Genomic DNA, 25,329 nt, shown 5'->3' on the forward strand with positions numbered 1-25,329 from the left:
AAACATGTGGGTATCCGATCCGTTGCTTGCCGGACAGGAAGCATGGATTGAGCTGCGGGTGCCGCAAAAAACGATTGTTCGGGAGATTCATTGTACCTTTAATGATGACGTTAACGAGGATTTGATCAATCTTCACCATCATCGGGCCCCTTTTGAAGTCATGCCCGAATTGGTACGTCATTATCGAATCGAGGCATTTACAGATGGAAGCTGGGTAACCCTCCACACGGAACGAAATAATCGAAAGCGAAAAAGGATTCATGAAATCAGGAACCCCGTTGCTACAGATCAGCTTCGTCTGGTTGTGAAGGCCACTCACGGTTGCCCACGGGCTGAAATCGTAGAAATTCGTCTATATGAGCAGAACTTGAGTGTACATGAACGTTGATTCATTGTATATGAAAAGACGTGATGGGAACATTATGTATGAATACTGCGACTATAAGGGGAAATAGCCCATGACCATGACACCGGAACAGCGAATTACCCTGCACGGGTTTAACAATCTGACCAAATCGTTAAGTTTCAACATGTACGATATTTGTTATACCAAAACAAGGGGAGAACGCGAGACCTATATCGAATATATTGACGAACAATACAACGCGGATCGCCTGACTGCCATTTTAAAAAATGTGTCCGACATCATTGAAGCACATGTGCTCAACGTAGCCCAGCAGGACTATGTTCCTCAAGGAGCCAGTGTGACCATGCTTATATCGGAAGGTCCTATCGTGGAGGTGCCTACAGAGTCTTACGATGAATCACCCGGTCCTCTGCCCGATTCTGTCGTTATGCAGTTGGATAAAAGCCATATCACTGTCCACACCTACCCGGAATATCATCCCGACGAGGGAATCAGCACGTTCCGGGCCGATATTGACGTCTCTACCTGTGGAGAAATCTCTCCACTCAAGGCACTCCGTTATTTGATCCATTCCTTTGACACGGATATTATGACGATTGATTATCGGGTACGCGGCTTTACTCGTGATACGAATGGGCACAAGCTGTTTATTGACCATGACATCGCCTCCATTCAAAATTATATTCCTGACGAAGTGCGCAGCCAGTATGACATGATAGACGTGAACGTATATCAGGAAAACATTTTCCACACCAAATGCAAGCTGAAACAATTCGATCTGGACAATTATCTATTCGGCTATACGAAGGAAAGTCTGGGCGAGAACGAGCAGCAAAACATAACCGCCCGGCTTAAGATAGAAATGGACGAAATCTATTACGGCAAAAATATGACATAGCGGGATGAAGACAGTAGAATGGACTACAGGTTATCTATAAGAAAAGGACCATAGCTTTGGAGCTGACATGGAGCCGGGCTTTTGTCCTTTTTTTGATGCAAAATGGGAGATTGATTCAGCTTTATCTGTACAAGTGAGAGATTGTTCACTATGATAGGGAAAGAATCCACTAGTTGAAATATTAAATTGCACCTCTTAGGCACGCTTTCGATTGTAAGCGCAATCAATTGATCCCACTTATTTTCTTATGTAACACAAAGGAGGAATTTGCATGCAAGGCGGTATTGGCGGTAAAAACATCATTTTACGACTGGAAATTTCCACCGAGCACATCCAATTTGGTCAATTGATTACGCTGGTCAACGAACATGGTGGGGATGTTATTGCGATTGACGTCATTCGCACCTCTGAAAAGGTCACCGTGCGGGATATTACAGTGACCATTGCCGACCCGGCCGAAATCGACCGAATGATTGCCCGGATTAAAAAAGCACAAGGCGTGAAGGTGCTGTCCATTTCTGACCGGACCTTTCTGCTGCATCTCGGGGGTAAAATTGAAATGCAGCCCAAGGTTCCGATACAGAATCGCGACGACTTGTCCCGGGTGTACACTCCAGATGTAGCACGCGTGTGCATGGCGATTCATGAGGAGCCGGACAAAGCCTTCCGTTTGACAATCAAACGGAACACTGTTGCTGTCGTCTCGGACGGGAGCGCTGTCCTGGGCTTGGGCAATATCGGCCCCTATGCGGCTATGCCAGTCATGGAAGGTAAAGCCATGCTGTTCAAGCAGCTCGGGTCTGTTGATGCTTTTCCGATTTGTCTGGACACGCAGGACACCGAGGAAATTATCAAGGCGATCAAGCAAATCGCTCCAGCTTTCGGTGGTATTAATCTGGAGGATATTTCATCACCTCGCTGCTTTGAGATTGAGCAACGGCTGCGTCAGGAGCTGGATATTCCTGTTTTTCATGATGATCAGCATGGCACCGCTGTTGTATTGTACGCAGGGCTGATCAATGCACTCAAGGTCGTCGGCAAAGCGCTGTCTGATGTCAAAATCGTCGTCTGCGGTATCGGAGCTGCGGGTGTAGCCTGCACTAAAATTTTGCTGTCTGCGGGTGCAGTTAACATCATTGGTGTAGATCGCCACGGGGCCATCACAGCCGATGAAACGTACGATCATCCGGTGTGGGATTGGTATGCACAGCATACCAATCCCGAGCGGCTGTCAGGCACGCTGTCCGAGGTTCTGAAAGGCGCTGACGTGTTTATCGGTCTATCGGCTGGCGGGCTGCTTCAACGGGAAGACGTAAAACACATGAACGAAGCTCCGGTGGTGTTCACCATGGCTAACCCGGTTCCCGAAATTGCCCCCGAGGATATCGAAGACATTGCAGGCGTCATTGCCACCGGACGTTCAGACTATCCTAACCAGATCAACAACGTGCTTTGCTTTCCCGGCATATTCCGCGCGGCACTCGACTGTCGCGCCCGTGAAATTAACGAAGAGATGAAGCTGGCAGCAGCAGAAGCCATTGCGAGCACCATCCGTCCCGAAGAATTAAATAAGCTGTATATTATCCCCGGCGTATTTAACGAGAATGCCGTTCAGCGGGTACGTGAAAAAGTTATTCGGGCTGCGATTGAGAGCGGAACCGCCAGAAGAGTACCTCGCGATTTCAGGTAAAAGAGAATCTGCTTATTCCGTAAGACATGTCTGGTAACGTGCCAAAAAGGATTGCTCCCCTAATACGGGTGCAATCCTTTTTTATAAGAAGATGAAGATTTTCTGCGGCTATGACTTCCATTTGGAAAATAACTGGCTGGCTCGTTGGGCGAACTCCTCCAGATTAAAGCTGGAGTTGTCCAGCCTGTAGTACCATTTTTTAATCGTCTCCAGAATCCATGACGGAACTTTAACCTCCGAGATACTTGAGTAAAACGTATGATACGCCCACACCAGATGCTCCCAGCGCTTGTCATCGCCCTCCTTCACGTATTCGGATACGTCCAATACCTTGGCGCGTCCATCTTGCATCAGTACGTTCTTGAGGTGAATATCACGGGGATTCAGCCCCTTGGAACGGACAAACTCCCTCGCCTCTTCCACGTCCTGGATCACTTGCTCCGGCACCGGAATGCCTTGCAGCAGACAATCCAGCAGCGTAATACCTGATTCATAGCTAATGACGATATACTTATCGCCTTTCCCGTAATAATGAGGAAAAAAATCGGACCCCCGCAACCGCTCGTATACGTCGGCCTCCACATCTTTCTTCTCGATCGCCATGTCTGAGTACACCTTGAACGCGTAGCCGGGCAACGTATCGAGCGTAAATACGGCCGCATCCGTCCCGATGCCAATACAACGGACGTCTTGGGAGACTGTTTTAATCGTAACCGGATCATTATCCTCGGTACTGTAAACAGTCACTTGACTTATGATTTCGTCTGCCTGCCTCCATTGTTCAACCATGTGCGATCCCTTCCTTCTCTGTTCTGAACCATTTGAATGAAGTTAGACATATGTCGGATAAGTTGTATTACGAGCCGTCTTCAGGAATGGATTCAGGATGGTGTGTGACCCGCTTGGGTAGATATGGTATGTGCCGTGCTTGATGCGTCCGGCAGCAGTAATTTTTTCAACTCTGAATAGCTTGCCACTGTTTCATAGGCTCCCGCTACCTCAGACTCCGGGGCAGCCTTCCTGTGATTGAACCAAATGACCCGCCAGTTGGCCCCCACAGCTCCCGCCACGTCATTGCGCCAGGAATCCCCGATATAGCAGCAATGCTCTGCCAGAGTCCCTGTCCGTTCGTTCACCACTTCGAAAATACGTGGATCAGGCTTGGCATAGCCAACCGTTCCGGATACAAAAATATGCTCTGACGCAATATGATTTTCCAGAGCCATGGCCCTGATTTTGCTCATCTGGTGATCTTTGAGGCCATTCGTAATCAAGCCGACCAGATATCCTGCCGAGCTCAATTCATCCATTAACGATGTAGCTCCCTCGAAAGGCTCAATCCGGTACTGACGATCCAGGTACTCTTTTTGGATATCCACTGCCTGCTCACGGGTAATATTCACCCCAAATTCCTGTAAAGCCAGGACAAAACGGCCTTCCCTCATATCCTCCAGCTCATCCAGCCCAGCCTTCCCCTCCAATAGTCCTCCTTTTGCCGACAATACATCACTGTAATAACGAATACGATGATAAGCCTCTTCATAAGGAAAACGTTCATTCAATCCTAATACTGTACGCAATGCATCGCGAGTAGGGTGCAAATGATCGTACATTGTATCATCTACATCAAAAAATACGGCCTTCTTGTGCAAGTTCATATACCCACTTCTTTCTGTAAAAATCATTGGATGTCGTCCATCTTCACCTTGTCCTGATATTATACCCGCTGACCCGATGCGTTGCACATTACATCTTACCCCTTCGCCATCCATAGCTCATATCTATAGTTGATCTGCTATTTGTATCTGTTGTTATAACCACTCCCGCATTCACACTTCACCGTGACAGTCATAAAATGAAAAGACCATCCTTTTCGCAAACTCACTTTCTTCTGTACTTATCTAAAATAGGTATCTCGTCCTGTTTTGCCCGAAAGCGGCTTATTTCATAGCACACAGGTAAAAGGTCACATTTTTGAAAAGATTCAGCATACAGGTTTACATTTCGTGTAAAATCACGTACCTTTTAGGGATGAACGCTTTACGGATGTACTTGGATAAGGAGGCATACACGATGAATTCCGGTTCTAACCCTGCCTACGGATCAGCTACACCTTTGATTGAGGCACTTATAGAATTTGAACAGGAGCTTGAAGCGAACCGGCATTCTCTGAGTTTTGATTTGGGATTGATTATGGAGCATGGCCGCGCGCCACGATATATGGCTACACCGCCGGATGTGATTCCCTTTGCCCACGCGGGCGTGGACGGAATACATTACGGCTTTTTAACAGATTTTGGACTTGAAAAGGATCTTTCGCAGGCCCCCATTGTGTGCATATCCCCTGTTGACTGGACGGGTGTATGGGTGGTTGCCCGCCACTTGCAGGATTTTTTAAGTGTTGTTTATACGGAGAACAGTTCGTTAAAGCGATACTACGCCAGTGGACAGGATTATACAGGACATGCAGGACATCGGCCTCCTCAGGCCGTCGATGAGCGCACCGCGTTAGTGCGGGAGTGCTTTCGGGAACGCTTCGGTGTCCAACCGATTCAGGATATGGCTGCCTACATCGACAATTTGCGAATCGAGCGCAAGCAAAACGAAGCTGCCCCTACACTGAACGGCTTGGGCATTCCGACCTTTCCTTCTTCCTCAAAACAGCGTTCGTCTATTAAGAGTGCTCTTTTAAGCGTGGCAGAGCCCTTTCATTGGGATAAACAAGGTGAAACGGTTCGTGATTTGTTCCGCAACGGTTCGCGTGAAGCGAGATTGGCCTTTATCCGGGATGCTCAAACACGCCATCTGTTCACCCATTCTGCCCTTCGTGTTTTTGTAGCAGGACAGCTTAGATCCATGGGCTTGTCTGAGGCGGCAACACATTTGGAAGAGTCCTACTATACAGTTATTCCCGATACGATGGAATCTTGACGGATTACTCCTTATTTCCCCACACAACCGCCTCTGAAAAGGCGGCTTGTTGTGCTACAATATATACAAATAATACGGCCTAGCGGCCCGGTACGAATGAGAGAGAGCGAGCATGAATAATCATTCCCATCCTACTCCTGAGATCATCGAGGTTTGTCTGCTGGCTGGCAAGCTCATGATGCAAAATGGAGCCGAAACCTATCGCGTCGAAGACACGATGTCCCGCATTGCCTCGGCCTACGGCATACCCCAGTCCCATAGCTATGTGACACCGACTGGGATTTTTTTTGCCATTAACGACGCAGAGCCTGCCAAGCTGATCCGGATTGTGGAGCGGACCACGGATTTGCATAAGGTTGTAGAGGTTAACGCGATTTCACGTAAAATAAGTCTGGGTGGCTTGTCACCCCGCGCAGCGGTTACGGAGCTGACCAAGATTGAACGTGGTCCACACCGCTATTCCAACGGCGTACAACTGGCAGCCGCGGCATTGGCGAGTGGTTGCTTTATGATTATGTTTGGCGGGGTATGGCGGGATTTCCCCGCAGCCGTTCTCTGCGGCGGGGCTGGCTTCGCAGCCGTGCAATATTTTCACAGGCTCGTTAAGGTTAAGTTTTTCTCAGAATTTTCGGCATCTTTTCTAATTGGCTTGCTGGCGGCTTTACTGACAGTTGCAGGCTGGGGCCAGATGATGGACAAAATCATTATTGGCTCCGTTATGCCATTGGTGCCAGGCTTATTAATTACAAATGCCATTCGGGATTTAATGGCAGGACACCTCGTTTCGGGCATATCCAAGGGGGCTGACGCTTGCCTGACGTCATTTGGTATTGGAGCCGGTGTTGCGGTTATCATTTCGTATATGTGATTCGGAGGAGATCCAAGTTTATGGTTGCACAATTATTCACAAGCTTTATTGCTACCGCTGCTTTCGGCATTCTTTTTCACGCTCCCCGACGTTCACTGCTGCAATGCGGCTTCGTCGGGATGCTGGGCTGGCTCGTCTATTATTGGACGACAGACAGCATGGGACCCGTGAGTGCCAGCCTCTTGGCAACGGTTCTGATCGGGATCATCAGCCAGAGCTTGGCCAGACTGTACAAAATGCCCGTTATTATTTTCAGCGTGGCAGGCATGATTCCGCTGGTTCCGGGAGGAATGGCCTACAATGCGATGCGACAGTTTGTACAGCATAATTATCCTCAGGCGCTGGAGCTGGCTATGAGCACACTCATGATCGCAGGTGCCATTGCTGTCGGCTTGGTGCTGTCTGAAGTGCTCAATCAGATTTTTCACAACATACGTTTGAAACCGCAGCGTAAAACGACGGGATAAGCAACATCATTTTTTCACAACATTAAAGGCTGCTTCCAAAAACACGCACGATTGTAGTGCACAGAAGATTTTGGATGCAGCTTTTTTTTCATGTTCCACTTTATAAACGACGTTTGTTCGTCTATTTATCCTCAACATCCACTCGTTTACCCAGAATAGCCAAATCCCGCTCTATGCTGTCCAGCACCGCAACACGCGGATAATAACCCCATTGCTCAAAACTGAACTTGCGCAGCAAGGCGATACTCGGCTCATTGTGACCAAATACAAACCCCAACAGCGTCGTAATTCCAAGCCTAGGGCATTCATTCAGTACGTGCTGCACCAGACGACTTCCTGCTCCAGTTCCACGAGAATCTTCATGGACATAAATACTGATTTCCGCCGTACCGTTATAAGCTGGACGTCCGTAAAAAGACTGGAGACTGGCCCACCCTGCAATCGCCTCTTTATGTCTCAGAACCCACAAAGGTCGATGGTCTTCTTGATGAGCCTCAAACCATGGGATACGGCTCTCCACTGTCACGGGCTCCAGATCTGCCGTTACCATTCGTCCTGCAATGGTGGAATTATAAATGCCCACAATATCCGGAAGATTCTCCCTGCGCGCAAATTCAATGGAAAAAGATTGGTCCCTATTCATCGTTCGTATCCGCCTCCTGTTCTGTTGATTTATTTCATTGTACAAGACAAGCTCCCAAACAGCCATATCGAGTTGTTTTTTGCGGTTCGGATGCAAAGGGTTCTATAATAGAGCTTGAAGAAAATCAAAAGCTTCAAAGATTAGCCGACCCATTTAACAATATGAGACAGGAGGTGTGCTTCGGAGTTCACGGGATTCTGAAGCAGCTTATATGAATATTGGAACTCAAATTTTGATTTTGGAAATACCTATGGAATCTTTCTTTGGAAAAACAACGATTTATCCTGTGCTGCTCAAGGATGAGGACGGGCTTACGCTCATTGACACGGGGATGCTAGGCCAGTTGGAAGCGTTGCGCAAGGCTATTGCAGATGTGGGAGAGGATATCAGCCACCTGAAGCGAATTATTTTAACGCATCAGGACATTGATCATATCGGTAATGTTCATGCACTACTGGACTTGCTACCGAATACCGCTCTATTGGCTCATAAGGATGATATTCCTTATATGACAGGGGATCGGCCGTTTGTGAAGCTGACACCGGAACGAATTAATCAGTTGGATAATACACTCAAACAGCAAGCAGAGGATATGATCCGCCGCTTGCCGGACTTGCGCTTTGCCCATGTCCTCGAAGACGGTGAGCATCTTCCTTATGGTGGAGGAATACAGATTATTCATACACCTGGTCACACACCGGGACATATCAGCTTGTATGTGCCCGCACAAAAGCTGCTTTTGGCGGCGGACGAGCTCCGTGTAGTTGAAGGCAAACTGGTCGGCCCTGCTGAATCGGCTACACCGGATATGCCACTGGCCTTGGAAAGCCTCGGTAAACTGACCGTATTGGATGTCGAGAAGGTGCTGTGCTACCATGGGGGTTTTTATGATCAGAATGTACAGGCACGTCTACAGACATTAAGTCAGGAACGAGACTAAAGTAGTCAGATCTATAAACAAATATGTAATAAGCGTTATAATGAATTCATGAATAGAAAGGGATGAATCTGCATGAATGATAAAATAACCCGGCTATATGATGAATTGAAGTTACAGTCATGGGACGGATTGCTCGTAACCGATCCCAAGCATATCTACTACCTGACTGGCTTTGCCAGTGAGCCGCATGAGCGATTCCTCGGCTTGGTGCTGCTACGGGACGAGGAGCCTGAACTGATCGTGCCTGCACTCGATGCGGAGGCGGCCCACGCTGCTTCTTCCGTGACTTGCATCTCTACCCACACAGATACAGATAATCCATATGATCTGCTGCGCCAGCGCACAGGCACTGGAGTGAAGGTGTTCGCCTTGGAAAAAGAACATGTCTCCGTACTCCGCTACGAACAGCTACATACTGCCATTGGTGCGGCTCAATATGTGGATCTCGGCCCCGTACTTCAGGATATGCGCGTAAGGAAAACGTCTGAGGAAGTACGGCGTCTGAAGCATGCCGCACAGTTGGTGGAGGACGCACTTCGCCACGGCTTGACCCATGTGCGTGAAGGCGTAACAGAAGTCGAGCTGGTAGCCGAAATCGAATACCAGATGAAGAAAATCGGCGCAGATGGCCCGTCCTTTGACACCACGGTGCTATCTGGCCCCAAAACAGCGTTACCTCATGGTGTTCCGGGTACACGCAAGCTGCAACACGGCGATTTGCTTATGTTTGATATGGGTGTATATTCAGATGGTTACGCCTCAGACATTACGCGTACTTTTGCTTTTGGCAAGCTGTCAGCTGAGCTGGAGACGATTTATCAGACGGTACTCCGCTCAAACGAGGCTGGTATTGCCGCCATTCGTCCGGGTGTATCCTGCGCGTCGGTAGACCAGGCAGCACGTGCAGTTGTAGAAGCTGCCGGGTATGGTCCCGCCTTTAACCATCGGGTTGGACACGGCCTTGGCATGAGCGTTCACGAATATCCGTCTGTGCATGGCGGCAATGAAGACCTGCTTCATGAGGGCTTCGTGTTCACCATAGAGCCCGGCATCTACGTGCCAGGCCTCGGCGGTGTGCGGATTGAAGATGACGTTCTGGTCACCTCTGACGGCGTAGAAGTACTGACCTCTTTTCCGAAAGAGCTAACGGTACTGGGATAAGTTTGATATTTCTTTTCGCTTTAAAGCTCATGCTGAAAACTGCATGGGCTTTTTTCACCCTCTTGGTTCTAATATCGATCGAGAGCAGTTGTGATTTGCGATTAACTTTGCTATACTTTATATAGCTAATTTTGCTTTTTTGCGGATATAGTAAAGAACACGTTTTGAATACTTTGAAATATCATAGCCGGATATTTTAAGTACATCTGTAATGTCTGTAACATTCAAGACTTGTTTATGTTCTTTACTCATCTCTACAATTAAGTTAATTTCTTCTCTGTATTTTGATTGAGCTTCAATTTGGATATTCTCAGTATCCTGTTTGTGTTTGTCTATTTTTTTCCTGATGCGTGCTAACGTCCTGCTGATTGTCATGGGGTATACGTGGAGTATTTCAGATATCCGGGAGTTATTAGCTCCTTTCATAATTAAGTGCATCACCGTTTTTTCATGTTCTGTAAACAGAGAACTACATAACAGTTGTTGAACATAAACCTTATTAATCACATGCTCATCCATGTTATTTTGTGAGTTGTCTGTAGCTTCGAAGTTATCTATTGAATCAAAATGTTCCATTGCATCACTGAATTGGGCAACTTCTCTGTAACGTTCTATAGGAACTTGAAGGAGCTTCGCCATTTTTTGCTCACTCGGCCTGTAGCCCAGTGTATCTTCTATTTCTACCATCCTTCGGATCATATCAATAGCTCCTCGACTAAGTCTTACCTCTTGAGAGTTGCTATATAATAACTGATTAACCTCCCATAAAATTGGTCTTACTACATACGTAGTAAATTTAATTCCTCGATGAATATCAAAATCCTTGAGCGCCGTTAGTAATCCTATACATGCATGTTGGTATAAGTCATCTTCAGTAACCTTGAATTTCATTTTTAGCTCTTCTATACTTCCCTTATATCGCATAATAATCGAAAACATAAATTTCCGATTCTCTTGAAGAAATTCCCCAAGAAGGTCTTTGTCCTCTTTACACGCACAGATCAGCTTTATATTATGCATATCCTTCACAGCAGGCTTTCTTAATTGTACATACGTATCACTGAGCAATCCGTTCACCCCGTATTTTCTGGAAATACCAGCATAATGAATTTTCTTCTACATTGATCACGCTCACACTCCAGTAGTCGGTCTACCTTTTTAGAATTTATTTATCTGAATAGTTAATGAGATACGTATGGCCGGAATCATCCAAGTATAAAAAATTCTTTGAACGCGTTTGGTTAGTTTGCATCGAATCCAACACATACTCGTGCTGGGTAAGGAACTGCTGCTCCATTTCCTGAACCAAAGACGTATATTCATTCATTTGCAATTCGAGCAATTGATTACAGGCCGCAAGTTGTCTATTTTGGGAAATCAGATGATGATTTTTCCTTTTAAGCTCCTTATTCTCTTTGACAACTCTCTGAATTTTCCTAATAATTTGTATAAATTCTACTGAATCAGAATCTTCCCCATCTTGCTGATACCTGTTGTTGTTCGTATAGTTCATAGCCTTGCCTCCAGAGTTTATTTATAGCGATAATCTGTAAAATCCTTGAGATGTATTTCAACCCGATTCAGGTTACAGTCAGGTTCTGCTGCCAACGTTTGTTCCAGCTTTTCAAACATAAGCAGTATGCCTTTGCTCACAGGTGGCTTAAATGCGTCTTCGCCTGCGTCGTATCTCGCCCACCACTTCCTCAAGGATTCCATCGTTATGGTCTGATTGATATAATCCCCACAGTGCTTACACCAAAGAACAAGGGATTGATCGCATTCCATCTCTTCAGGAACAAAAGAAGATTCCGCCCCACAATGGGGGCATTTATTCATATAACCGATCATGTTCTATAACCTCCTTCCCTTGGTGCTGTTCCTTAAACCCGGTCTGGTAGAGAAATAGGATCATAGCTTTGGTTCGTTATACCGTTTAGACGAAGGGTAACCTTCGGGTCTGTCAAAAAATAATAGGATACTTCTATTCTTTTGCGGTCAGCACTCTCCGTGTAAAATTCAAAACGAAATTCCCTCCCGCCCATTACAGGATGAGCTACCTGAAAATAGAGACCTTCACTATAATCTTTGCAATATACATGGTTAACAATTACATTTTCATCAACCACTAAAGACCAATAATCAGCAGGGGTAATAACATCCGCCTTTATTGAAATAGCAAAAAACTCAAGATCATTGGATATTTTAAAGGTATCTGTTACCATCCTTTTACCTTCTAAAGCTCTTAAACCATCTATATCAACCCTGCGGCTTGCTATGCAGGGCCTTGTTTTGGTAGGATAGAAAGGTGGGTCTAATCTTCCACCGACTAAATAGCGACTCAACATGTAAACTACCTTCCTTATTAACAATTTTCATTAAATTTTCAGAATCATTCACTTGCAATGCCTCAGTCAGATATGTATACTAATTAATGTATAGTAAGGGGCAGTGCGTAGTGCCTTTCTATTTCCTTTTGGATTTGATTTTATTCTGATAGTGGTATATCAGAGTGTTTATTTGTTAATCAGTGTTTATTTGTCAATCTCAGTTTTATAGAGTTCTCTTAGTTTTTTCACGGCTCGACAAGCATGAGATTTATGAATATCAAGATAATGAGCGATTTCTGCAGGTTTCATATCCATTCCTTCTTCGGTGAATAGCATGAAATTTATGATTCGTTGCTCCTGTTTTGTGAATCTGTTACGGTTGCTTAAGTAGTCTACCTTCACGTCTGCTAATTTAAACCCATAATCATTCACTTGAACCGAGTAATAATTGGCCATAGAGCCTTCTTCATCTGTGCCATCGCAAAAGTTAACGGTTGTACTGAACTGTGTAATTTTACGTTTTTTTTTACGATAATAGTCAACCACAGAACGTTTAATAACCGTATGTGAAAAAGTAGATATATCCTTTTTTATATTCCCTTTGTGGATCGCTGTCAGAATTTGAACGATTGAATCCTGTTTCACATCTTCTCGATCCTCCTCGTTAACACCACGAAGTATAAAGTTAAAAATATGATTTAAGGTATCTGGGTCAAATGAGCTAACATTTGTCGTTATCATTGCGGTTCTCCTATTTTAATAGTTTATTTTAAATCAATAGGTTCCAGTTCACTCTGTTCCCTCCTTAAAACTTGTATCACAACCTTTCCGAATTTCGACATTCGACAATTAGTTTCCACTTTTTTCTTTATCTTACCCTACTCTTTTTTTTAATACGTAATACATTTGAATCAGTTCCATTTACCTAATTGAATATATAATTTTTAGGATTCTACTCTAATAGTCGTCATATCTATCAGAAGAGTTGCAATTTATCTATTACTTTTTCAAAATACGAACCTACGTTCTCATTTTAATAGGTATATATAACCTTGTCAATTCCTAACATTGGTTTTCGAACATGTTCCATAAGACCTATTTCAAGTATCAACCTAAAAATCTATTTCCTATCCACCTTCAAGTCTAGCTACCAATGCCTCTACCTTCGCATTCAAGGATCTGTTTTCTGCGAGCAAACTTAAATTTTCAGCTTGAAGTACAGCTACCTCTTCACTTAAGCGATGGATTTCCTCCTTATGACTTGACAATGCATCCATTAGGGTGACCCGGAAAGCCTGCTCATCTTTTGACAATAGCTCTCGATCCGAGACCTTATTATTGCTACGACCGCTGGCGTAGCCGATGACTCCTGAAATGGCTGTACCGATGACTCCAATAACCGCGGTTATTACATTTATGTCCAGCCCATATCACCTGCCTTTTGTCTATTTTCTTCCCCGACAGGTTCAATATAAGTAAAAATCAGTAAAACTTAACCCCTGCTACGAATAGCAGGGGTTAAGTTTACATGGTAAAGCAGTATCCGTATTCTGTAGCCACATCTATACTGGAAGCCATATCATCATACACCTGAACCTGTATAGCCCCAGGTAGTAATGATTTCTGCCACACGGAAATATGGCCTTTTAATATAGATCTTTTCCAAATGTCCATGGAACCATGAAGATCATTTTGTCGATACTGTCTGACCACCACTGAGCCAGTAATAATGGATTTCTCCCACACACTCATATCACTTTGTAAGCTTATTTGGGCTGTCCTTCTCACAGTTAGAGAGCCTGTGATGTGACTATGTTCCCGAATCCCCAAATCTGATGGAAGCTCTGTTTGCTCTGAATGTCGAACGGCAACATGACCATATTTATCATACGCTGCGTCCCGCCTAATCCCCACTTCAGCATTCAGATCATGGTGTTCCATAACACGAACCGATAGTTCGGTATCCCAATCCTGCTGATCGGAAAGACGCACCAAGATTCGAGACCATCTATCAGATTCACGGCTTTTCCGTGCACTGATCCTGCCTTTAAGTTCAGATTTCTCCCAAGTTTTTACGTAAAGCTCACTCGAGATAGAGTCCAAATGACTACGTCTGATTCGCAGATGAGAAGACTGATCCGTATAACTGTCCACTCGAACCTTTATGTTAGAGCCTAGATTGCCGGATCTTACTCCTACTGCAATTTCCAAATCTGAAATGAGCTTAACTCGCACTGTAATTCGTGACTGCATATCCATTCTTTTATGGTACGGAATGGATATGCAGGCCCATAAATTTCCTGAAAGCACGGAAAGGCTTGAAGGCACATCTTTTTTCGGCCAGATCGCTATACTTGATCTCAAAGAAGTATAATGCGGTATTGTGACCGTTGAAAGTAGCCCGGAATGCGCTCTTGTTCTTACAGACAAATCGGATATGAGCAGATTACTAAACACAATTTGAAGCCTGCCGTAAAAATCAGGATTGTGGATATTCATATCTGCAGGCATATCTTGTCTATAAAGTATACGTCCTTCCACCATCAGATCCGCTTCACGAGATCTACGGACTGAAATAGTGCTTTTCTTTACTGCTCCCTGAAAAACGGTTATGCTCCCTAATATATTAGGGATACTCAGTTCCATACCGGAAAAGATATCCTGATGCTCTGTCCTTCTTACACGGATCGACCCAAGCGTTTCCTTACGATTGACAAGAATCGTTGCCAGAAGTTCGGGAAACGGAGCTGCCCAGCGGGCAACGCTCAGTTCGGAAGCAAGGTTCCCCCTGTAAAAGACATACATACTCGAAGGTACTATTTTCCTATTCACCCACAGGGTGCTGTCCATTGAATTCTCACGTGCAACAGCAATAACAAGCTGAGCTTTCAAAGAATGATTATCCTTGCGCCGTATGGACACCTTACCGTTTAAGTTAGGTACCGTCACTGTGATATCGGCCAGGATCTCCCTTTGGTTATGGACAAACAGGCTTCCCTTCCAAACTGTTGCTCCATAGGACTGCTTGATGCGTAACGAGCCTTTAAGCTGCGACCCCTTGCTTACACGAGAGGTAAGGCCGCCTTCTATACTGTTCCTGCCCAAACTATAGATACGAGTATCATAGTAGGTAATATCTAATATAGGACGGTACGATTTTTGCTCCTTGGTAAAAAAACGAATACTTCCATTTTCAAATTCATCCAGAGCTTTAAAGATATATCCAAAATTCGGCCTTTTTCCTTCATACCATGCACGAATGGAATCAGTCACATCAAAAGAAATGTACCCTGAATCTCCACCTACATCTTGAACGATGTTTATACCGTTATAGGTTGAATCCGGGCTGTTAAAGCCAAACGGAAACGGTTGATTTTGCCAGGTGACTCCATATTCTGCCCATTCCCTGGATGCTTCAATGAGCTGTATCCCCTTCAGGGGTACGTTGCGACCATCGAAATACACTTTGAGCTCGGCCGATTTAATCGTTGTATTTTTCTCGGGAATTGAAGCTGTATCCAAATCAAAACCAACATAAGATCTGTATCTCTCCTGAGCCGAGGCAGAATATCCGACATACATTTGTTCCTCAACACCATAGTTTAATCTGGGCTGAGACTCCCGCACAAAAGCATCTTTATTAGAATAAATACTAGTCGTGTACGTCGGGGGCTCGATAACATCATATCTGCCTTTCATCCAGGTATAGGGTGCAACTCCTATGGATGAAGCCATATCCGAAACTTCCCGAACCGTCATTGCCGAGGGAAGATCATCATAACTCCGAGAAGTTATCCGGTATCTGCCGGTAGACTGGGTACAGGATGCAATAGACAAGAATGAAGGTAGATTCTCCGTTTTCTTAATTTCCAGACTAGCATATATATCTATAACATGACGTTTATGAATATGGTAGTGCCCTATTACTCGGGTATGGCTGCCTACCTGAATGCTACCGTGTAGTTCAGATATACTTGGTACCGTCAGGAAGGAGGTTAAGTCTTCGGCTCCAAGAGACTCTATACCATATTTCACGCCCAGGTGAGTATGGGCTCGTACAGACAATAATGAATATATTTGATGAATAGACTTAATTTGCAGGCTGGAGCTGAGATTAGCAGGCTCAATTCCCCGTACCTGATATCTTCCGTTACTGATTGCCTGAGTGTTTACCTTTAAGCTGCTGACGATATCATTAGGCTTTTTGATCTCTATTGCAGCTTTGAGATTTTTCTTCTGAGCAGCATGAATATCGTATTGGGCGGCTAAAGTAGTACTTGCTTGAACCGATATCCGGGAAGGTAATCCCTGTTGCACAACATTCAGGCTGGAGTGCAAATCATTTGGCATGAGCCGCTTCACATCGTATGTGGCTACTGCTATAGCTGATGAACTAACACTCAGCACAGCAGTGAGATGATCGGATACCTTAACTGCCACTCTACCTTGAACATCGCTGTTATCCGCAGGCAGGATACCGTATCGAGCCTTTACAGCCGTTTTCCCTGACGCACTAACACCCAGTACGGCTGCAAGATTATCCGCTACTTTAACTTCAATAGTACTCTGTACATCATCATGATCCGCAGGGTGGGCCGCATAGTGCGCTTTTACAGAAACATGAGTATTAATATGCATATTGCTCACTATATGACTAGGCTTTTTAACGGTTATATGTGAAGACATGTCAGCCATGTCGGTAGGAATAATGGTCTGCTTTCCTTGAACTCCCCCGCTAATTCCCACTTGTAAGGATGCTGTGAGATTCTGCCTTTCCGGTACTCTCGCATGAATCTGCATGTCAGAATGACTTATCCCCAAAAGGTAACCAGCCATATAGTTTGCAACGATTTCATCCATCGTTAGCGCAGCATTGTACATCCGTACAACAGGAATATATCCACGAAACCATTGGCTTGCCTCTGTATTGTGTTTACCAATAAAAAGTCCATCTGGCTGCTTGATATGTTCAGTGACTTCAGCTTGTACATTTCCTTGAGGAGCCCCATTCAGAAAGGTAGATAGATTGCCTGTAATTTCGTCATATGCGCCAACAATATGATACCATTTGTTTCTGGGTAATTTCCCTAAGTTGGCATATGCTTTTCTCGTACGGGTCGCGATCTGAAGCTCCAATTCCCCTGCAGGGTTAAACATGACTAAAATGCCCTGAGTATCGTTCAACTCTCCCCCAGAAGACAAAACAACGTTGCCCCCGATATAATATATCCACACTTCAAAGGTAACACTGGCGATAGGCTTAGAGGTATCCGCGCCTGTACATTGGATATAATGGCTCGTCCCATTAAAAAACAGGGCATAGGGATCGGCGAGGGTGTTTCTGCCCCCCCAACCATCATCTTTCGTAAAATGGAAGCCATTCAGTATGCCGTGATTTCCTTTACCACTCAAATCATGCCATTGCGAAGTGGGTTTTGAGTTGGAGCCAACCTCCAAACCTTGATCGGCAAGGGAAGCGTGAAGGGAAAGGATTAATCCTCTCTTACTAAACATGAACATCACGCCCTATTCCATTGTATTGGAACATCATTACATGGGGCTTGCTTTCGCCCTTAGATCAAACGTTCCACCCGTCTTCACTGCAATATCCGACTTGATTCGGACATAGAACTTTTCCGCGCCGCCCTTGGCCAAGGTGCCATTAAAGGCTAATTCCTGAGCAGGCAAAAATGGAGTATCCGACATACTTAAATCAATTTCCATCCCTTTGGCTACCGTCGCACTATCCACCCATGCTTTGAGTTGATTCACCGGGAAATCAGCATTGTTTTGCAACCATACTGGTTTGGGGGAAGAGGTTTGGCTTGCTACTAATGTGCCAAACTCCAGGTAACGCAGCCGCTCTCCTGCATTATCGGTATAGTATTTACCAAATTCATTACGGAAGCCGAGCAATGGCAGATCAAGAGGCCGGAGCTTCCTTAATGCGGGATAACCGTCATTGTATTTGGGGTCCATAATCCAAGTATCGTCAAAATTCCAGGCCGCATTGGAATAGGTTCCCCTGTACTTCATTTCACGGGTAGTCAAGCCTGATCCCCCTGTGCCAGAAGCATTCTTATACAATTCCTTATCAAAGTAATTATCCGAAAAAACTCCACTACCTGTATAAATAAATCCACTCCAAGTGGATGAAGCAAATGCCTTGCCTAACGCAAGGCACCGTCTTATAGTGAGGGTAGCCGTATTTCCACCAAATCCACCCACCGTTTTTCCATTTAACTCCGCAACCGTGCAGCAATCCTCCACTATAGAAGAACTAATACCGTAACCTAGAAATCCCCCTAGGTAATCTCCTGTACTCTCGCCTTTACCAGAAGCATAGCATCTGCGTATGATTCCATTACCAGTGAGATAGCCTGCGAACACTCCAGTGTAGCTTACTCCTACAACAGTTACATTTACACTACAGTCCTCTAAGGTTCCATCCGTAGTTATTTGTCCTACCAAACCGGCACCATGACTTCCTGTACTTGTAACTTTGCAATATGAAAATGTATCGACATGGCAATTGCTAATGGTAGATTTGGAAACCTGGCCTGCTAATGCCGACGTATAATGAAACCCTGTAACATTACAATCAATAATATCCAGATTTTTGATCCACCCGCCCATCATGTAGCCAAACAGACTTACAAATGAATCATTGGGACGATAGATGAATAGGTTAGCAACACAGCGCCCCCCACCATCAACATATCCTTTGAAATACGATTCTTTACCCACAAGATTAAAACCAATGGGGTAAAATCCGTCCTCCGCCTGGAATTCTGTCATTTTGATATCATCTTCGAATTTAAAGTAAGATTCATTGCGGAACCAACGCATTTGAGATAGATCAAACTCTGTCAGGATCATGAAAGGGTCTTCCTTTGTGCCTATCCCACTTTGGTATCGAATAAACTGGCGATGCTCAGGATATCCTCCATTGTAATCCTGGCTCATATACCAATAAATAGCGAAATCCCAATTCACAAATGTGGATGCAGTCTTTAATTCCGATGTGGATTTGCCAACACCCGCTGCACTGGTTTGAACTCCAGAGGTTTCTATATCCCAGTAACAATTTGTGATTGCAGCAGCCATATTGCTGCTGCCTATAAACCCTCCAATATTGCTTCTTTCCCGAGCTAATGTGATATCCTCAACCGTACCCGTAGAGTAACAATATGCTATGGAAAGTCCACCAGATAGGCGGGTTACATCTCCAATGAACCCTCCTGCAATATTGCCGGCTGATCGAACGTTACACTTATAATTATATGAATAATTAATAATTGAGCTGCCTGAGTAACTACCGTTATCTTGATAGAAATATCCTATTAAGCCACCAACATATCCATTCTGACCTTCTACTACACCCGAAATAACATTACAATTATATATTAAAGTATTATATGCACAACCTATTAAAGCTCCTGTATACCCCTTTTTGTTAGTGATGCTAGGATCAATCAATCTTACATTACGTATTGTGGCTAATCTGGTATATCCAAATAAACCAACATAATTTCTGTCCTGATTCATGTACAAGCTTTTTATAGAGTAACCATTTCCATCATACACACCTGTGAACATAAGAGAGGTACTACCATTCCCTATTGGTGTAAACCCCTCTCCACTCTGAAAGCTGCCCATGACAATATCCCTATCCTGCATATACCAAGCTCCGGGCTTCTTCCGTACATCATCCAAATCCTGTTCGGTAGAAACGATATAAGGATCTGCCTGCGTTCCGCCGCCACCTGAGAAATGGTCCACATAAATATAGGTCTGGCCCTCTACCTTTTCGTAATAGGGTCTTACTCCGCCCGTCTCTTCCTCCGTCTTCACGTATATCAGCTCAGCAGTACCATCTTCATCCGCATCGCTGACGACATATACATCCGAGTAATCATCATAGGGTAAAATAATCGTTCCACTCAGATTGGAGGCTCCATGCACATAAGCGAATTCACGGCCAAACGGGATCTGCTCACGGGTTTCCGCATCCAATACATGCTGAACCCGGTCTCTGCCTACGATGTCAATTCCCGTCGGATCGACGGTATCCAAAATAATCGTGGATGCTATTTTATTTTCGTAAAAGGAATCAGCCAATTGCTTATATTCTTGATACATCTGCTCTTCATCAGGTGTTAGTGTGTAATTTCCATTTAGTTTTTTTCCCTGAAGCTCTTCAAACTCTTCTCGGATATTCTCCCAGCCATTTGGAGTGAGGACTTCTACAGGATATGGATATATACTGAATACTGACTTTTTATTGATGTTATCCACTTCAATCGTATAATTACGAATTACTGAACCAGCCAATTCAATTCACCTCCGATATCGGGTTTTAATGGAGCACTGAATTCCTGAGTAACCAAGCCGTTTACCTTGACCTGTAATTTACCATTCAGTTCCGTATTGGATACTAGTCTTAATGCCATATGAACGGGTGCGTTGAATGGAATCTTACAGATCGCTTTGACATGAAATTCAACATGGTCAATCAGAAGTGCCGCCTTATATCCAAAATTAAATTGGGTAATCGTACTGCTCATTACGCCTTTTTCTCCAGCCGCAGCAGGGCTATAATTGGGTAATCCAGATGCCTCCGCATCCTTATATGAAATAATGTCTCTGTAGGATTGAAACACATTACCCGTCAGGTTATAGTCTTTGTCCGGCGTTGAATATACCAGTTCCACCATCCTGCCAGCTAATTTGAAAATACCGTCACTTTCAAAGAAAAAGCTTTGACCATGCCCTACCATGCCAAAACGAATCAATTTATCTCTTTGAATAGCATAAAAGCTATTTTCTGCCTGAGTGACAAAATCATACTCAGAAAGGTGAGTACCATCCGTATACTCACCTAGCCAAATAAAATCCTGTGACACAGGAGAATATCCGTTACATTGTGCAAACATAGATATTCTTCCTCCCATTGTATTGGATATCAGTTGTTAGACGTATTGATAGGCCACACGTGTCAGAAAATTTACATTACCTGCCGTGGCGGTAGCTGGAACGCTTGCTTGTAGTGTCACTTGTGTGTAATTGCCTTTGGAGTTCCCTACGGAGCCATCGTTGATAACGCCCAGAATTTCCTTGTTTCCCGGCGAAAAGGTTCCCTTGGAATTGACCGTATTCCCGCCAGCCTGAATGACTTTCGTCGCTGTCCCGCCAATTGAAGTAAAGCTGGATTCTGCCATACTATCCACACGTACCTGAATCCATGTATTCAGGACCAGCTCACCACTATCCCCACCTGAGCTATCCTTGGTCGTAATGGTGCAATTGGTCATCGTAGAGAAATCAGTGTTTACATTTCCCCGGTTGTTCCAAATAAGTACACCCAGGGATGGAGAAGAAGATCCCGCGTCTATCGTCCCGATCTCCCATTTTGACAATGTTGTTACGTTGTCTGTTTTAAGCCATGATACTGCTGGTGCTGGCATGTTTTTTCCTCCTTCATTTTAGAAAAGATAAAATAAAACTCTTCGCCACGTTCTTCATGGCATACTCAATATAAGTAACTAGAATCGAAAACTAACATTCTGCGGAAATAAAACCTACAAAACTCTTTAGAGGTAGACATAAATACACCCCTTAGCTGCTACGAATGAGCATACACTCGTTCAACGCTTCTAAGGGGTGCTACTATAACTCAAGCTGATGGATATAAAGAGTTACCTGTTTAAGAAAATAGGATTAAGCCTGCTTATTACTTATTCAGCCTTTTTATACTGAATGAACAAAACATCCGGTACATCTTCGACAACCTTCAACGTATCCGGCGTAAAGTTAAAGCCTGTAATCAATCCGCCGGCATCCTTGATATAAGTGAAGTTAATACCTGGTGTTTGGAGTTGCCCATTGATGGCCAGACGTACCGTTTTGTCTTTGGCTTTTCCCTTTTTTAGAGTGTATTCCGTCTCGCCCCCAACGGCTTCAAATACCTCTTCTTCATCCGCAGCTTCGATGGTGCCCACTTTCACACTTAATGCTTTGAACGCAGCATCTGCCGCCTTCTCCAAATCAAGAATACGACCTTCCGCATTACCAAAAGCACCTGCTTTGAAGTAACCATTTGAAGAATCTGCATCCCGGTCATTAATTCCATTCATCAAATCCTCAGAAGATTTCAAGCGCTGCGCCAAATGGCTGAGAGCCAACTGTAAAGTCACTCCGCTATAGTTCGGATCTGTCGCAACCCCGATCAGTTGTGCGCCTGTAGCAGACGCCAACTGATTCCGAACCGCCTGATCCGCATCTTGGCGATCTTGTACCTCCTGACTAATCTGATCTTGAATAGAAACTATCAGATTCGAATTACCGTCATTGTCCAGCGTACCCGTCGGACCATATACATCCTTCATCAATTGAATCAGGTTCATATAGGCCTTGGCATCGGTGGCACCTTCCACGAATCCGCTACCGCCTTGAATGATCGCATCCGAAGGAATGACAGACAAATTCGTGCGAATCACGAAACGATAATCAATTTTGCCCGCTTTTGCATCAAATGTATAAGGCTGCTCTTCCCCCCCTTCTACACTATAAAATTTCAGAAGGTAGCTGCCTTTACTTTCTTCAAGACGACCGTATACCACGTCAGAATCGCTGTCTCCGATCGGACTGTCTGTACCGGCGGAGCGAAGCTGCACCTTCTCGCTCAGCACAACACCTTCTACTCTGTCTCCGGTTGAGATGGTTCTTGTACCGATATCGCCCGATACATCCAGTTGTGTGCTGCCGGCAACCGCTTTTTCGTTTACCTGTACAAATACATCAATCTTGGTGTCTTCCAAAATTTCACGGTGATTATGAAACTGGAGGTCAATGTACTTCTCTGCAATCTTATTCGCTTCATCAAAATGTTGATTCCGCAACAGCTTGTTATTCAACTGCTCACCACGGAATCTCGCAATACCTCTTGTTTCTGCCATAACCCATCTCTCCTTGTCGGGAATTCACAAAATCCCATTTATGTTTTGTTACGAATGCAATATAAGTTTGCTTGATGCCTTCTTATCCGATATTGTAGTCATATTTTGTTGTAAATCATTAATTTTTCACCTTATTTTCTACCTTATATAGTGACGACAATTTCTAGTGTCAAGCCTCTTAAGTCTTCGCCTGCCACATGAGTGTAAATACGAAAATGATCATTCTTGTGAATCATAGGATCGGAAAGAATATAGGGTAGATGACTCGTATTGCTGGATTTTTCACCTGCATGAATGGTCAGGTTACGGGTGAAAATATTAGTCCAGTTCGGCAACGTTTCATAGTCGAACTGTGAGCATTTTTCAATGGAAAACTCACTTTTACTTGTCCCGTACACTCCGCAAGAAGCATATATTTCCCTGATCTTACCTTCGAAGGGGAATCTCATTTCATATTTACAGGGACCCAGCGGAATCCGATCCAGCACAAATACCATCGTTTTGGCCTCTGCCCGCTCTTGAATATAATCCAGCCTGTCATCCAGACGGTGAAACTGAACATCACGCTCCGTATATTTACGGGCCGAAACAACCTCTTCCTCCAGCCTTTTGAACCTGAGATCATCAATACCGCCCCCACCCCCTTGACGATACTCAGGCTTCCAGGTACGGATGTATATTTCATCATCAATCACGAGAGGAATGTGCTGTCCTGCCAGTGGGTGCTCCTGTGGATAAGTACCCAAATCGAGACGAATCGTGTTTTCGTCCACTTCCTCATATCCACCCTGAACCAGCAAATGCTGCCCATTCAGATATACGTCCAGCATCTTTGTACCCAATATATAAGGATGTGTCAGACGGATGTACAAGTCTTCATGCTTGTCCAGGTAGGCCTGATCCACAATAATCTCCTGCTCATTCCAATAAATTAGTTCATTTCCATATCTGCGCAACGTCATCTTCGTACCAGCCAAAATCCAACACCTCCTTATATATGAGTAATATCCAAAATAAAATGAAGAGGCTTGATGCCAAAGTGCTCATTTTTGCGCTCTATCTTCATCCAGAATTTCATCTTGCCGTCGGGGGGTAGAGTCCCCATAGGGAGTCGCTGCATATAATCCCCTTGCGGATGATCCGTTCCATCATCATGACTCAAGTCCGCCCATTCATAACCAAACTCCTCCAGATATTTCAGGATCCCCATCGAGATCTGCTCGGCCTTCTTATTTTTCGAGGGATTATATAGCTCCATTTGCACCTGAATGGTATTGTCATACATCGTGCCCAGGTAGGTTTCCCCGCTTAAACTAAGCTCTTTATCCTTCCACAGCACACGAAGATCGGTACCATACAGATACAGATCACCACCGTACATATCCATTGCACCAAGGCTCGATAAAAGAACACCATTTTCATCATAGACCCTCAGTATGCCGCTAAAGGGCATTGTCGGAAGCTCCAAATGGGCCCCTGTCCACGTGGGCTCTACCTTAGAGGAAGCAATAGCATATCCATCAGGATTGCATAAAAACACGGAATACCCCTCTGGCAAATTTCCCATCGTTATTTTGTTGCTTTTACATAACACGAGCCTGTCTAAGCCAAGCTTTTCATATTCATCACGTTGTGGATTTTTTAAGAGGACACCTATTTTTTCAGCCTCCAGATCAGCCGAGTCAAATAGCTCCCACCCCAATCCGCGATCAGCATAAAAGGTCCATCGGTTGCCCTTTTTCTCTGCCCGCCATCGGCTATACTCCCGGGTCGTCGTATCCTTACTCTCCAGGAATTCCAGCCGATGGTAGCCATCCTGCCAGATGACAATGCCCCCTTCATCACCGTATGCAATAGGAACATAGTCGGCAGTAACTTCTAACAGCAGGGTAGGCTCATCCTTTGGTGCGTCAAACAAAAGCATGGTTTCCGGTTCAGTGTGGGACATGATTAACTGCTGTGAACCTGTATCCAGGGCGCAAGCCGTTGTCGGAGATAATTGGTAGCGGGAATGGATTTCTCCACTTTGGAACATGTCATCAAAAATCAATCCACTCCATTTCTTATAAATCCCCATGA

22 protein-coding genes are annotated in these 25,329 nt (G+C 44.7%); 7 read left to right on the plus strand and 15 right to left on the minus strand.

Features of this window, described 5'->3' with window-relative positions; all coding sequences use genetic code 11:
• The first annotated feature begins 458 nt into the window (after nt 1-458).
• Nucleotides 459-1,265, plus strand: coding sequence for an adenosylmethionine decarboxylase (speD, locus tag ACQ4MX_RS06770; RefSeq protein ID WP_431089866.1), 807 nt, complete (start codon nt 459-461; stop codon nt 1,263-1,265).
• Nucleotides 1,266-1,536: 271 nt separating this feature from the next.
• Nucleotides 1,537-2,955 (plus strand): NAD-dependent malic enzyme, encoded by a 1,419-nt coding sequence (locus ACQ4MX_RS06775; protein ID WP_431089867.1) that lies wholly within the window; start codon nt 1,537-1,539, stop codon nt 2,953-2,955.
• Between the two features lie 108 nt (nt 2,956-3,063).
• Here ACQ4MX_RS06775 and ACQ4MX_RS06780 read toward each other — a convergent pair whose 3' ends face one another.
• Both ACQ4MX_RS06780 and ACQ4MX_RS06785 read right to left on the minus strand, forming a co-directional pair.
• The gene (locus tag ACQ4MX_RS06780) at nt 3,064-3,744 is read right to left on the minus strand and encodes a serine/threonine protein kinase (protein WP_431089868.1); all 681 of its coding nucleotides are present in this window, start codon (nt 3,742-3,744) and stop codon (nt 3,064-3,066) included.
• Nucleotides 3,745-3,836: 92 nt separating this feature from the next.
• Nucleotides 3,837-4,613, minus strand: coding sequence for an HAD family hydrolase (locus tag ACQ4MX_RS06785; RefSeq protein WP_431089869.1), 777 nt, complete (start codon nt 4,611-4,613; stop codon nt 3,837-3,839).
• A gap of 415 nt (nt 4,614-5,028) precedes the next feature.
• On the opposite strand from ACQ4MX_RS06785, the gene ACQ4MX_RS06790 reads away from it, so the two are divergent.
• The 3 genes from ACQ4MX_RS06790 to ACQ4MX_RS06800 all read left to right on the plus strand — a co-directional run bounded on the left by ACQ4MX_RS06790 (nt 5,029) and on the right by ACQ4MX_RS06800 (nt 7,221).
• On the plus strand, nt 5,029-5,886 hold the full coding sequence (locus ACQ4MX_RS06790; RefSeq protein ID WP_431089870.1) for a hypothetical protein: 858 nt from the start codon (nt 5,029-5,031) through the stop codon (nt 5,884-5,886).
• A 112-nt stretch (nt 5,887-5,998) separates the two neighbouring features.
• Nucleotides 5,999-6,754, plus strand: a complete 756-nt coding sequence (locus tag ACQ4MX_RS06795; RefSeq protein WP_134910629.1) for a threonine/serine exporter family protein — start codon at nt 5,999-6,001, stop codon at nt 6,752-6,754.
• 20 nt (nt 6,755-6,774) lie between these two features.
• Nucleotides 6,775-7,221, plus strand: coding sequence for a threonine/serine exporter family protein (locus ACQ4MX_RS06800; RefSeq protein ID WP_431089871.1), 447 nt, complete (start codon nt 6,775-6,777; stop codon nt 7,219-7,221).
• Between the two features lie 121 nt (nt 7,222-7,342).
• Here ACQ4MX_RS06800 and ACQ4MX_RS06805 read toward each other — a convergent pair whose 3' ends face one another.
• Nucleotides 7,343-7,864 carry a GNAT family N-acetyltransferase gene (locus ACQ4MX_RS06805; protein ID WP_431089872.1) on the minus strand — a complete coding sequence of 174 codons (522 nt, stop codon included), beginning with the start codon at nt 7,862-7,864 and terminating at the stop codon, nt 7,343-7,345.
• 211 nt (nt 7,865-8,075) lie between these two features.
• On the opposite strand from ACQ4MX_RS06805, the gene ACQ4MX_RS06810 reads away from it, so the two are divergent.
• Nucleotides 8,076-8,804, plus strand: coding sequence for an MBL fold metallo-hydrolase (locus ACQ4MX_RS06810; protein WP_149094587.1), 729 nt, complete (start codon nt 8,076-8,078; stop codon nt 8,802-8,804).
• A 72-nt stretch (nt 8,805-8,876) separates the two neighbouring features.
• Complete coding sequence (locus ACQ4MX_RS06815) at nt 8,877-9,965, plus strand: M24 family metallopeptidase (RefSeq protein ID WP_431089873.1); 1,089 nt, start codon at nt 8,877-8,879, stop codon at nt 9,963-9,965.
• Between the two features lie 117 nt (nt 9,966-10,082).
• Here the strand turns inward: ACQ4MX_RS06815 and ACQ4MX_RS06820 are convergent, their stop codons facing one another.
• From ACQ4MX_RS06820 to ACQ4MX_RS06875, 12 genes are all read right to left on the minus strand, one after another.
• Nucleotides 10,083-11,033, minus strand: a complete 951-nt coding sequence (locus tag ACQ4MX_RS06820) for a sigma-70 family RNA polymerase sigma factor (RefSeq protein WP_431089874.1) — start codon at nt 11,031-11,033, stop codon at nt 10,083-10,085.
• Between the two features lie 97 nt (nt 11,034-11,130).
• The gene (locus ACQ4MX_RS06825) at nt 11,131-11,478 is read right to left on the minus strand and encodes a hypothetical protein (RefSeq protein WP_431089875.1); all 348 of its coding nucleotides are present in this window, start codon (nt 11,476-11,478) and stop codon (nt 11,131-11,133) included.
• Between the two features lie 17 nt (nt 11,479-11,495).
• Nucleotides 11,496-11,813, minus strand: coding sequence for a hypothetical protein (locus ACQ4MX_RS06830; RefSeq protein ID WP_134910635.1), 318 nt, complete (start codon nt 11,811-11,813; stop codon nt 11,496-11,498).
• A gap of 32 nt (nt 11,814-11,845) precedes the next feature.
• The gene (locus tag ACQ4MX_RS06835; protein ID WP_431089876.1) at nt 11,846-12,310 is read right to left on the minus strand and encodes a hypothetical protein; all 465 of its coding nucleotides are present in this window, start codon (nt 12,308-12,310) and stop codon (nt 11,846-11,848) included.
• 186 nt (nt 12,311-12,496) lie between these two features.
• Nucleotides 12,497-13,033, minus strand: coding sequence for a sigma-70 family RNA polymerase sigma factor (locus ACQ4MX_RS06840; protein ID WP_431089877.1), 537 nt, complete (start codon nt 13,031-13,033; stop codon nt 12,497-12,499).
• Between the two features lie 783 nt (nt 13,034-13,816).
• Nucleotides 13,817-17,806, minus strand: a complete 3,990-nt coding sequence (locus ACQ4MX_RS06845) for a DNRLRE domain-containing protein (RefSeq protein WP_431089878.1) — start codon at nt 17,804-17,806, stop codon at nt 13,817-13,819.
• Nucleotides 17,807-17,842: 36 nt separating this feature from the next.
• Nucleotides 17,843-20,626, minus strand: a complete 2,784-nt coding sequence (locus tag ACQ4MX_RS06850; RefSeq protein WP_431089879.1) for a filamentous hemagglutinin — start codon at nt 20,624-20,626, stop codon at nt 17,843-17,845.
• The gene (locus tag ACQ4MX_RS06855; RefSeq protein WP_025682888.1) at nt 20,611-21,228 is read right to left on the minus strand and encodes a hypothetical protein; all 618 of its coding nucleotides are present in this window, start codon (nt 21,226-21,228) and stop codon (nt 20,611-20,613) included. Before ACQ4MX_RS06855 ends, ACQ4MX_RS06850 begins: the two co-directional genes overlap by 16 nt.
• A 36-nt stretch (nt 21,229-21,264) precedes the next feature.
• Nucleotides 21,265-21,759 (minus strand): hypothetical protein, encoded by a 495-nt coding sequence (locus ACQ4MX_RS06860; RefSeq protein WP_025682889.1) that lies wholly within the window; start codon nt 21,757-21,759, stop codon nt 21,265-21,267.
• Nucleotides 21,760-22,029: 270 nt separating this feature from the next.
• Nucleotides 22,030-23,250, minus strand: a complete 1,221-nt coding sequence (locus ACQ4MX_RS06865) for a hypothetical protein (protein ID WP_431089880.1) — start codon at nt 23,248-23,250, stop codon at nt 22,030-22,032.
• Between the two features lie 143 nt (nt 23,251-23,393).
• A complete protein-coding gene (locus tag ACQ4MX_RS06870) occupies nt 23,394-24,227 on the minus strand; it encodes a hypothetical protein (protein ID WP_431089881.1) in 834 nt (277 codons plus the stop codon).
• 14 nt (nt 24,228-24,241) lie between these two features.
• Nucleotides 24,242-25,327, minus strand: a complete 1,086-nt coding sequence (locus ACQ4MX_RS06875; protein ID WP_431091267.1) for a cell adhesion protein — start codon at nt 25,325-25,327, stop codon at nt 24,242-24,244.
• Nucleotides 25,328-25,329: the final 2 nt, after the last annotated feature.

This window comes from Paenibacillus sp. 8b26, from assembly GCF_050626875.1.
In the GTDB taxonomy this organism is placed as follows: Bacteria; Bacillota; Bacilli; order Paenibacillales; family Paenibacillaceae; genus Paenibacillus.

What these genes read in the sequence shown, in the direction of transcription:
- ACQ4MX_RS06780 (WP_431089868.1), bottom strand. Translation starts at nt 3,744, where the DNA reads ATGGTTGAACAATGGAGGCAGGCAGACGAAATCATAAGTCAAGTGACT.
- ACQ4MX_RS06775 (WP_431089867.1), top strand. Translation starts at nt 1,537, where the DNA reads ATGCAAGGCGGTATTGGCGGTAAAAACATCATTTTACGACTGGAAATT.
- ACQ4MX_RS06790 (WP_431089870.1), top strand. Translation starts at nt 5,029, where the DNA reads ATGAATTCCGGTTCTAACCCTGCCTACGGATCAGCTACACCTTTGATT.
- ACQ4MX_RS06810 (WP_149094587.1), top strand. Translation starts at nt 8,076, where the DNA reads ATGAATATTGGAACTCAAATTTTGATTTTGGAAATACCTATGGAATCT.
- ACQ4MX_RS06805 (WP_431089872.1), bottom strand. Translation starts at nt 7,864, where the DNA reads ATGAATAGGGACCAATCTTTTTCCATTGAATTTGCGCGCAGGGAGAAT.
- ACQ4MX_RS06815 (WP_431089873.1), top strand. Translation starts at nt 8,877, where the DNA reads ATGAATGATAAAATAACCCGGCTATATGATGAATTGAAGTTACAGTCA.
- ACQ4MX_RS06830 (WP_134910635.1), bottom strand. Translation starts at nt 11,813, where the DNA reads ATGATCGGTTATATGAATAAATGCCCCCATTGTGGGGCGGAATCTTCT.
- ACQ4MX_RS06785 (WP_431089869.1), bottom strand. Translation starts at nt 4,613, where the DNA reads ATGAACTTGCACAAGAAGGCCGTATTTTTTGATGTAGATGATACAATG.
- ACQ4MX_RS06860 (WP_025682889.1), bottom strand. Translation starts at nt 21,759, where the DNA reads ATGCCAGCACCAGCAGTATCATGGCTTAAAACAGACAACGTAACAACA.
- ACQ4MX_RS06855 (WP_025682888.1), bottom strand. Translation starts at nt 21,228, where the DNA reads ATGTTTGCACAATGTAACGGATATTCTCCTGTGTCACAGGATTTTATT.
- ACQ4MX_RS06835 (WP_431089876.1), bottom strand. Translation starts at nt 12,310, where the DNA reads ATGTTGAGTCGCTATTTAGTCGGTGGAAGATTAGACCCACCTTTCTAT.
- ACQ4MX_RS06840 (WP_431089877.1), bottom strand. Translation starts at nt 13,033, where the DNA reads ATGATAACGACAAATGTTAGCTCATTTGACCCAGATACCTTAAATCAT.
- speD (WP_431089866.1), top strand. Translation starts at nt 459, where the DNA reads ATGACCATGACACCGGAACAGCGAATTACCCTGCACGGGTTTAACAAT.
- ACQ4MX_RS06825 (WP_431089875.1), bottom strand. Translation starts at nt 11,478, where the DNA reads ATGAACTATACGAACAACAACAGGTATCAGCAAGATGGGGAAGATTCT.
- ACQ4MX_RS06875 (WP_431091267.1), bottom strand. Translation starts at nt 25,327, where the DNA reads ATGGGGATTTATAAGAAATGGAGTGGATTGATTTTTGATGACATGTTC.
- ACQ4MX_RS06800 (WP_431089871.1), top strand. Translation starts at nt 6,775, where the DNA reads ATGGTTGCACAATTATTCACAAGCTTTATTGCTACCGCTGCTTTCGGC.
- ACQ4MX_RS06845 (WP_431089878.1), bottom strand. Translation starts at nt 17,806, where the DNA reads ATGTTTAGTAAGAGAGGATTAATCCTTTCCCTTCACGCTTCCCTTGCC.
- ACQ4MX_RS06795 (WP_134910629.1), top strand. Translation starts at nt 5,999, where the DNA reads ATGAATAATCATTCCCATCCTACTCCTGAGATCATCGAGGTTTGTCTG.
- ACQ4MX_RS06865 (WP_431089880.1), bottom strand. Translation starts at nt 23,250, where the DNA reads ATGGCAGAAACAAGAGGTATTGCGAGATTCCGTGGTGAGCAGTTGAAT.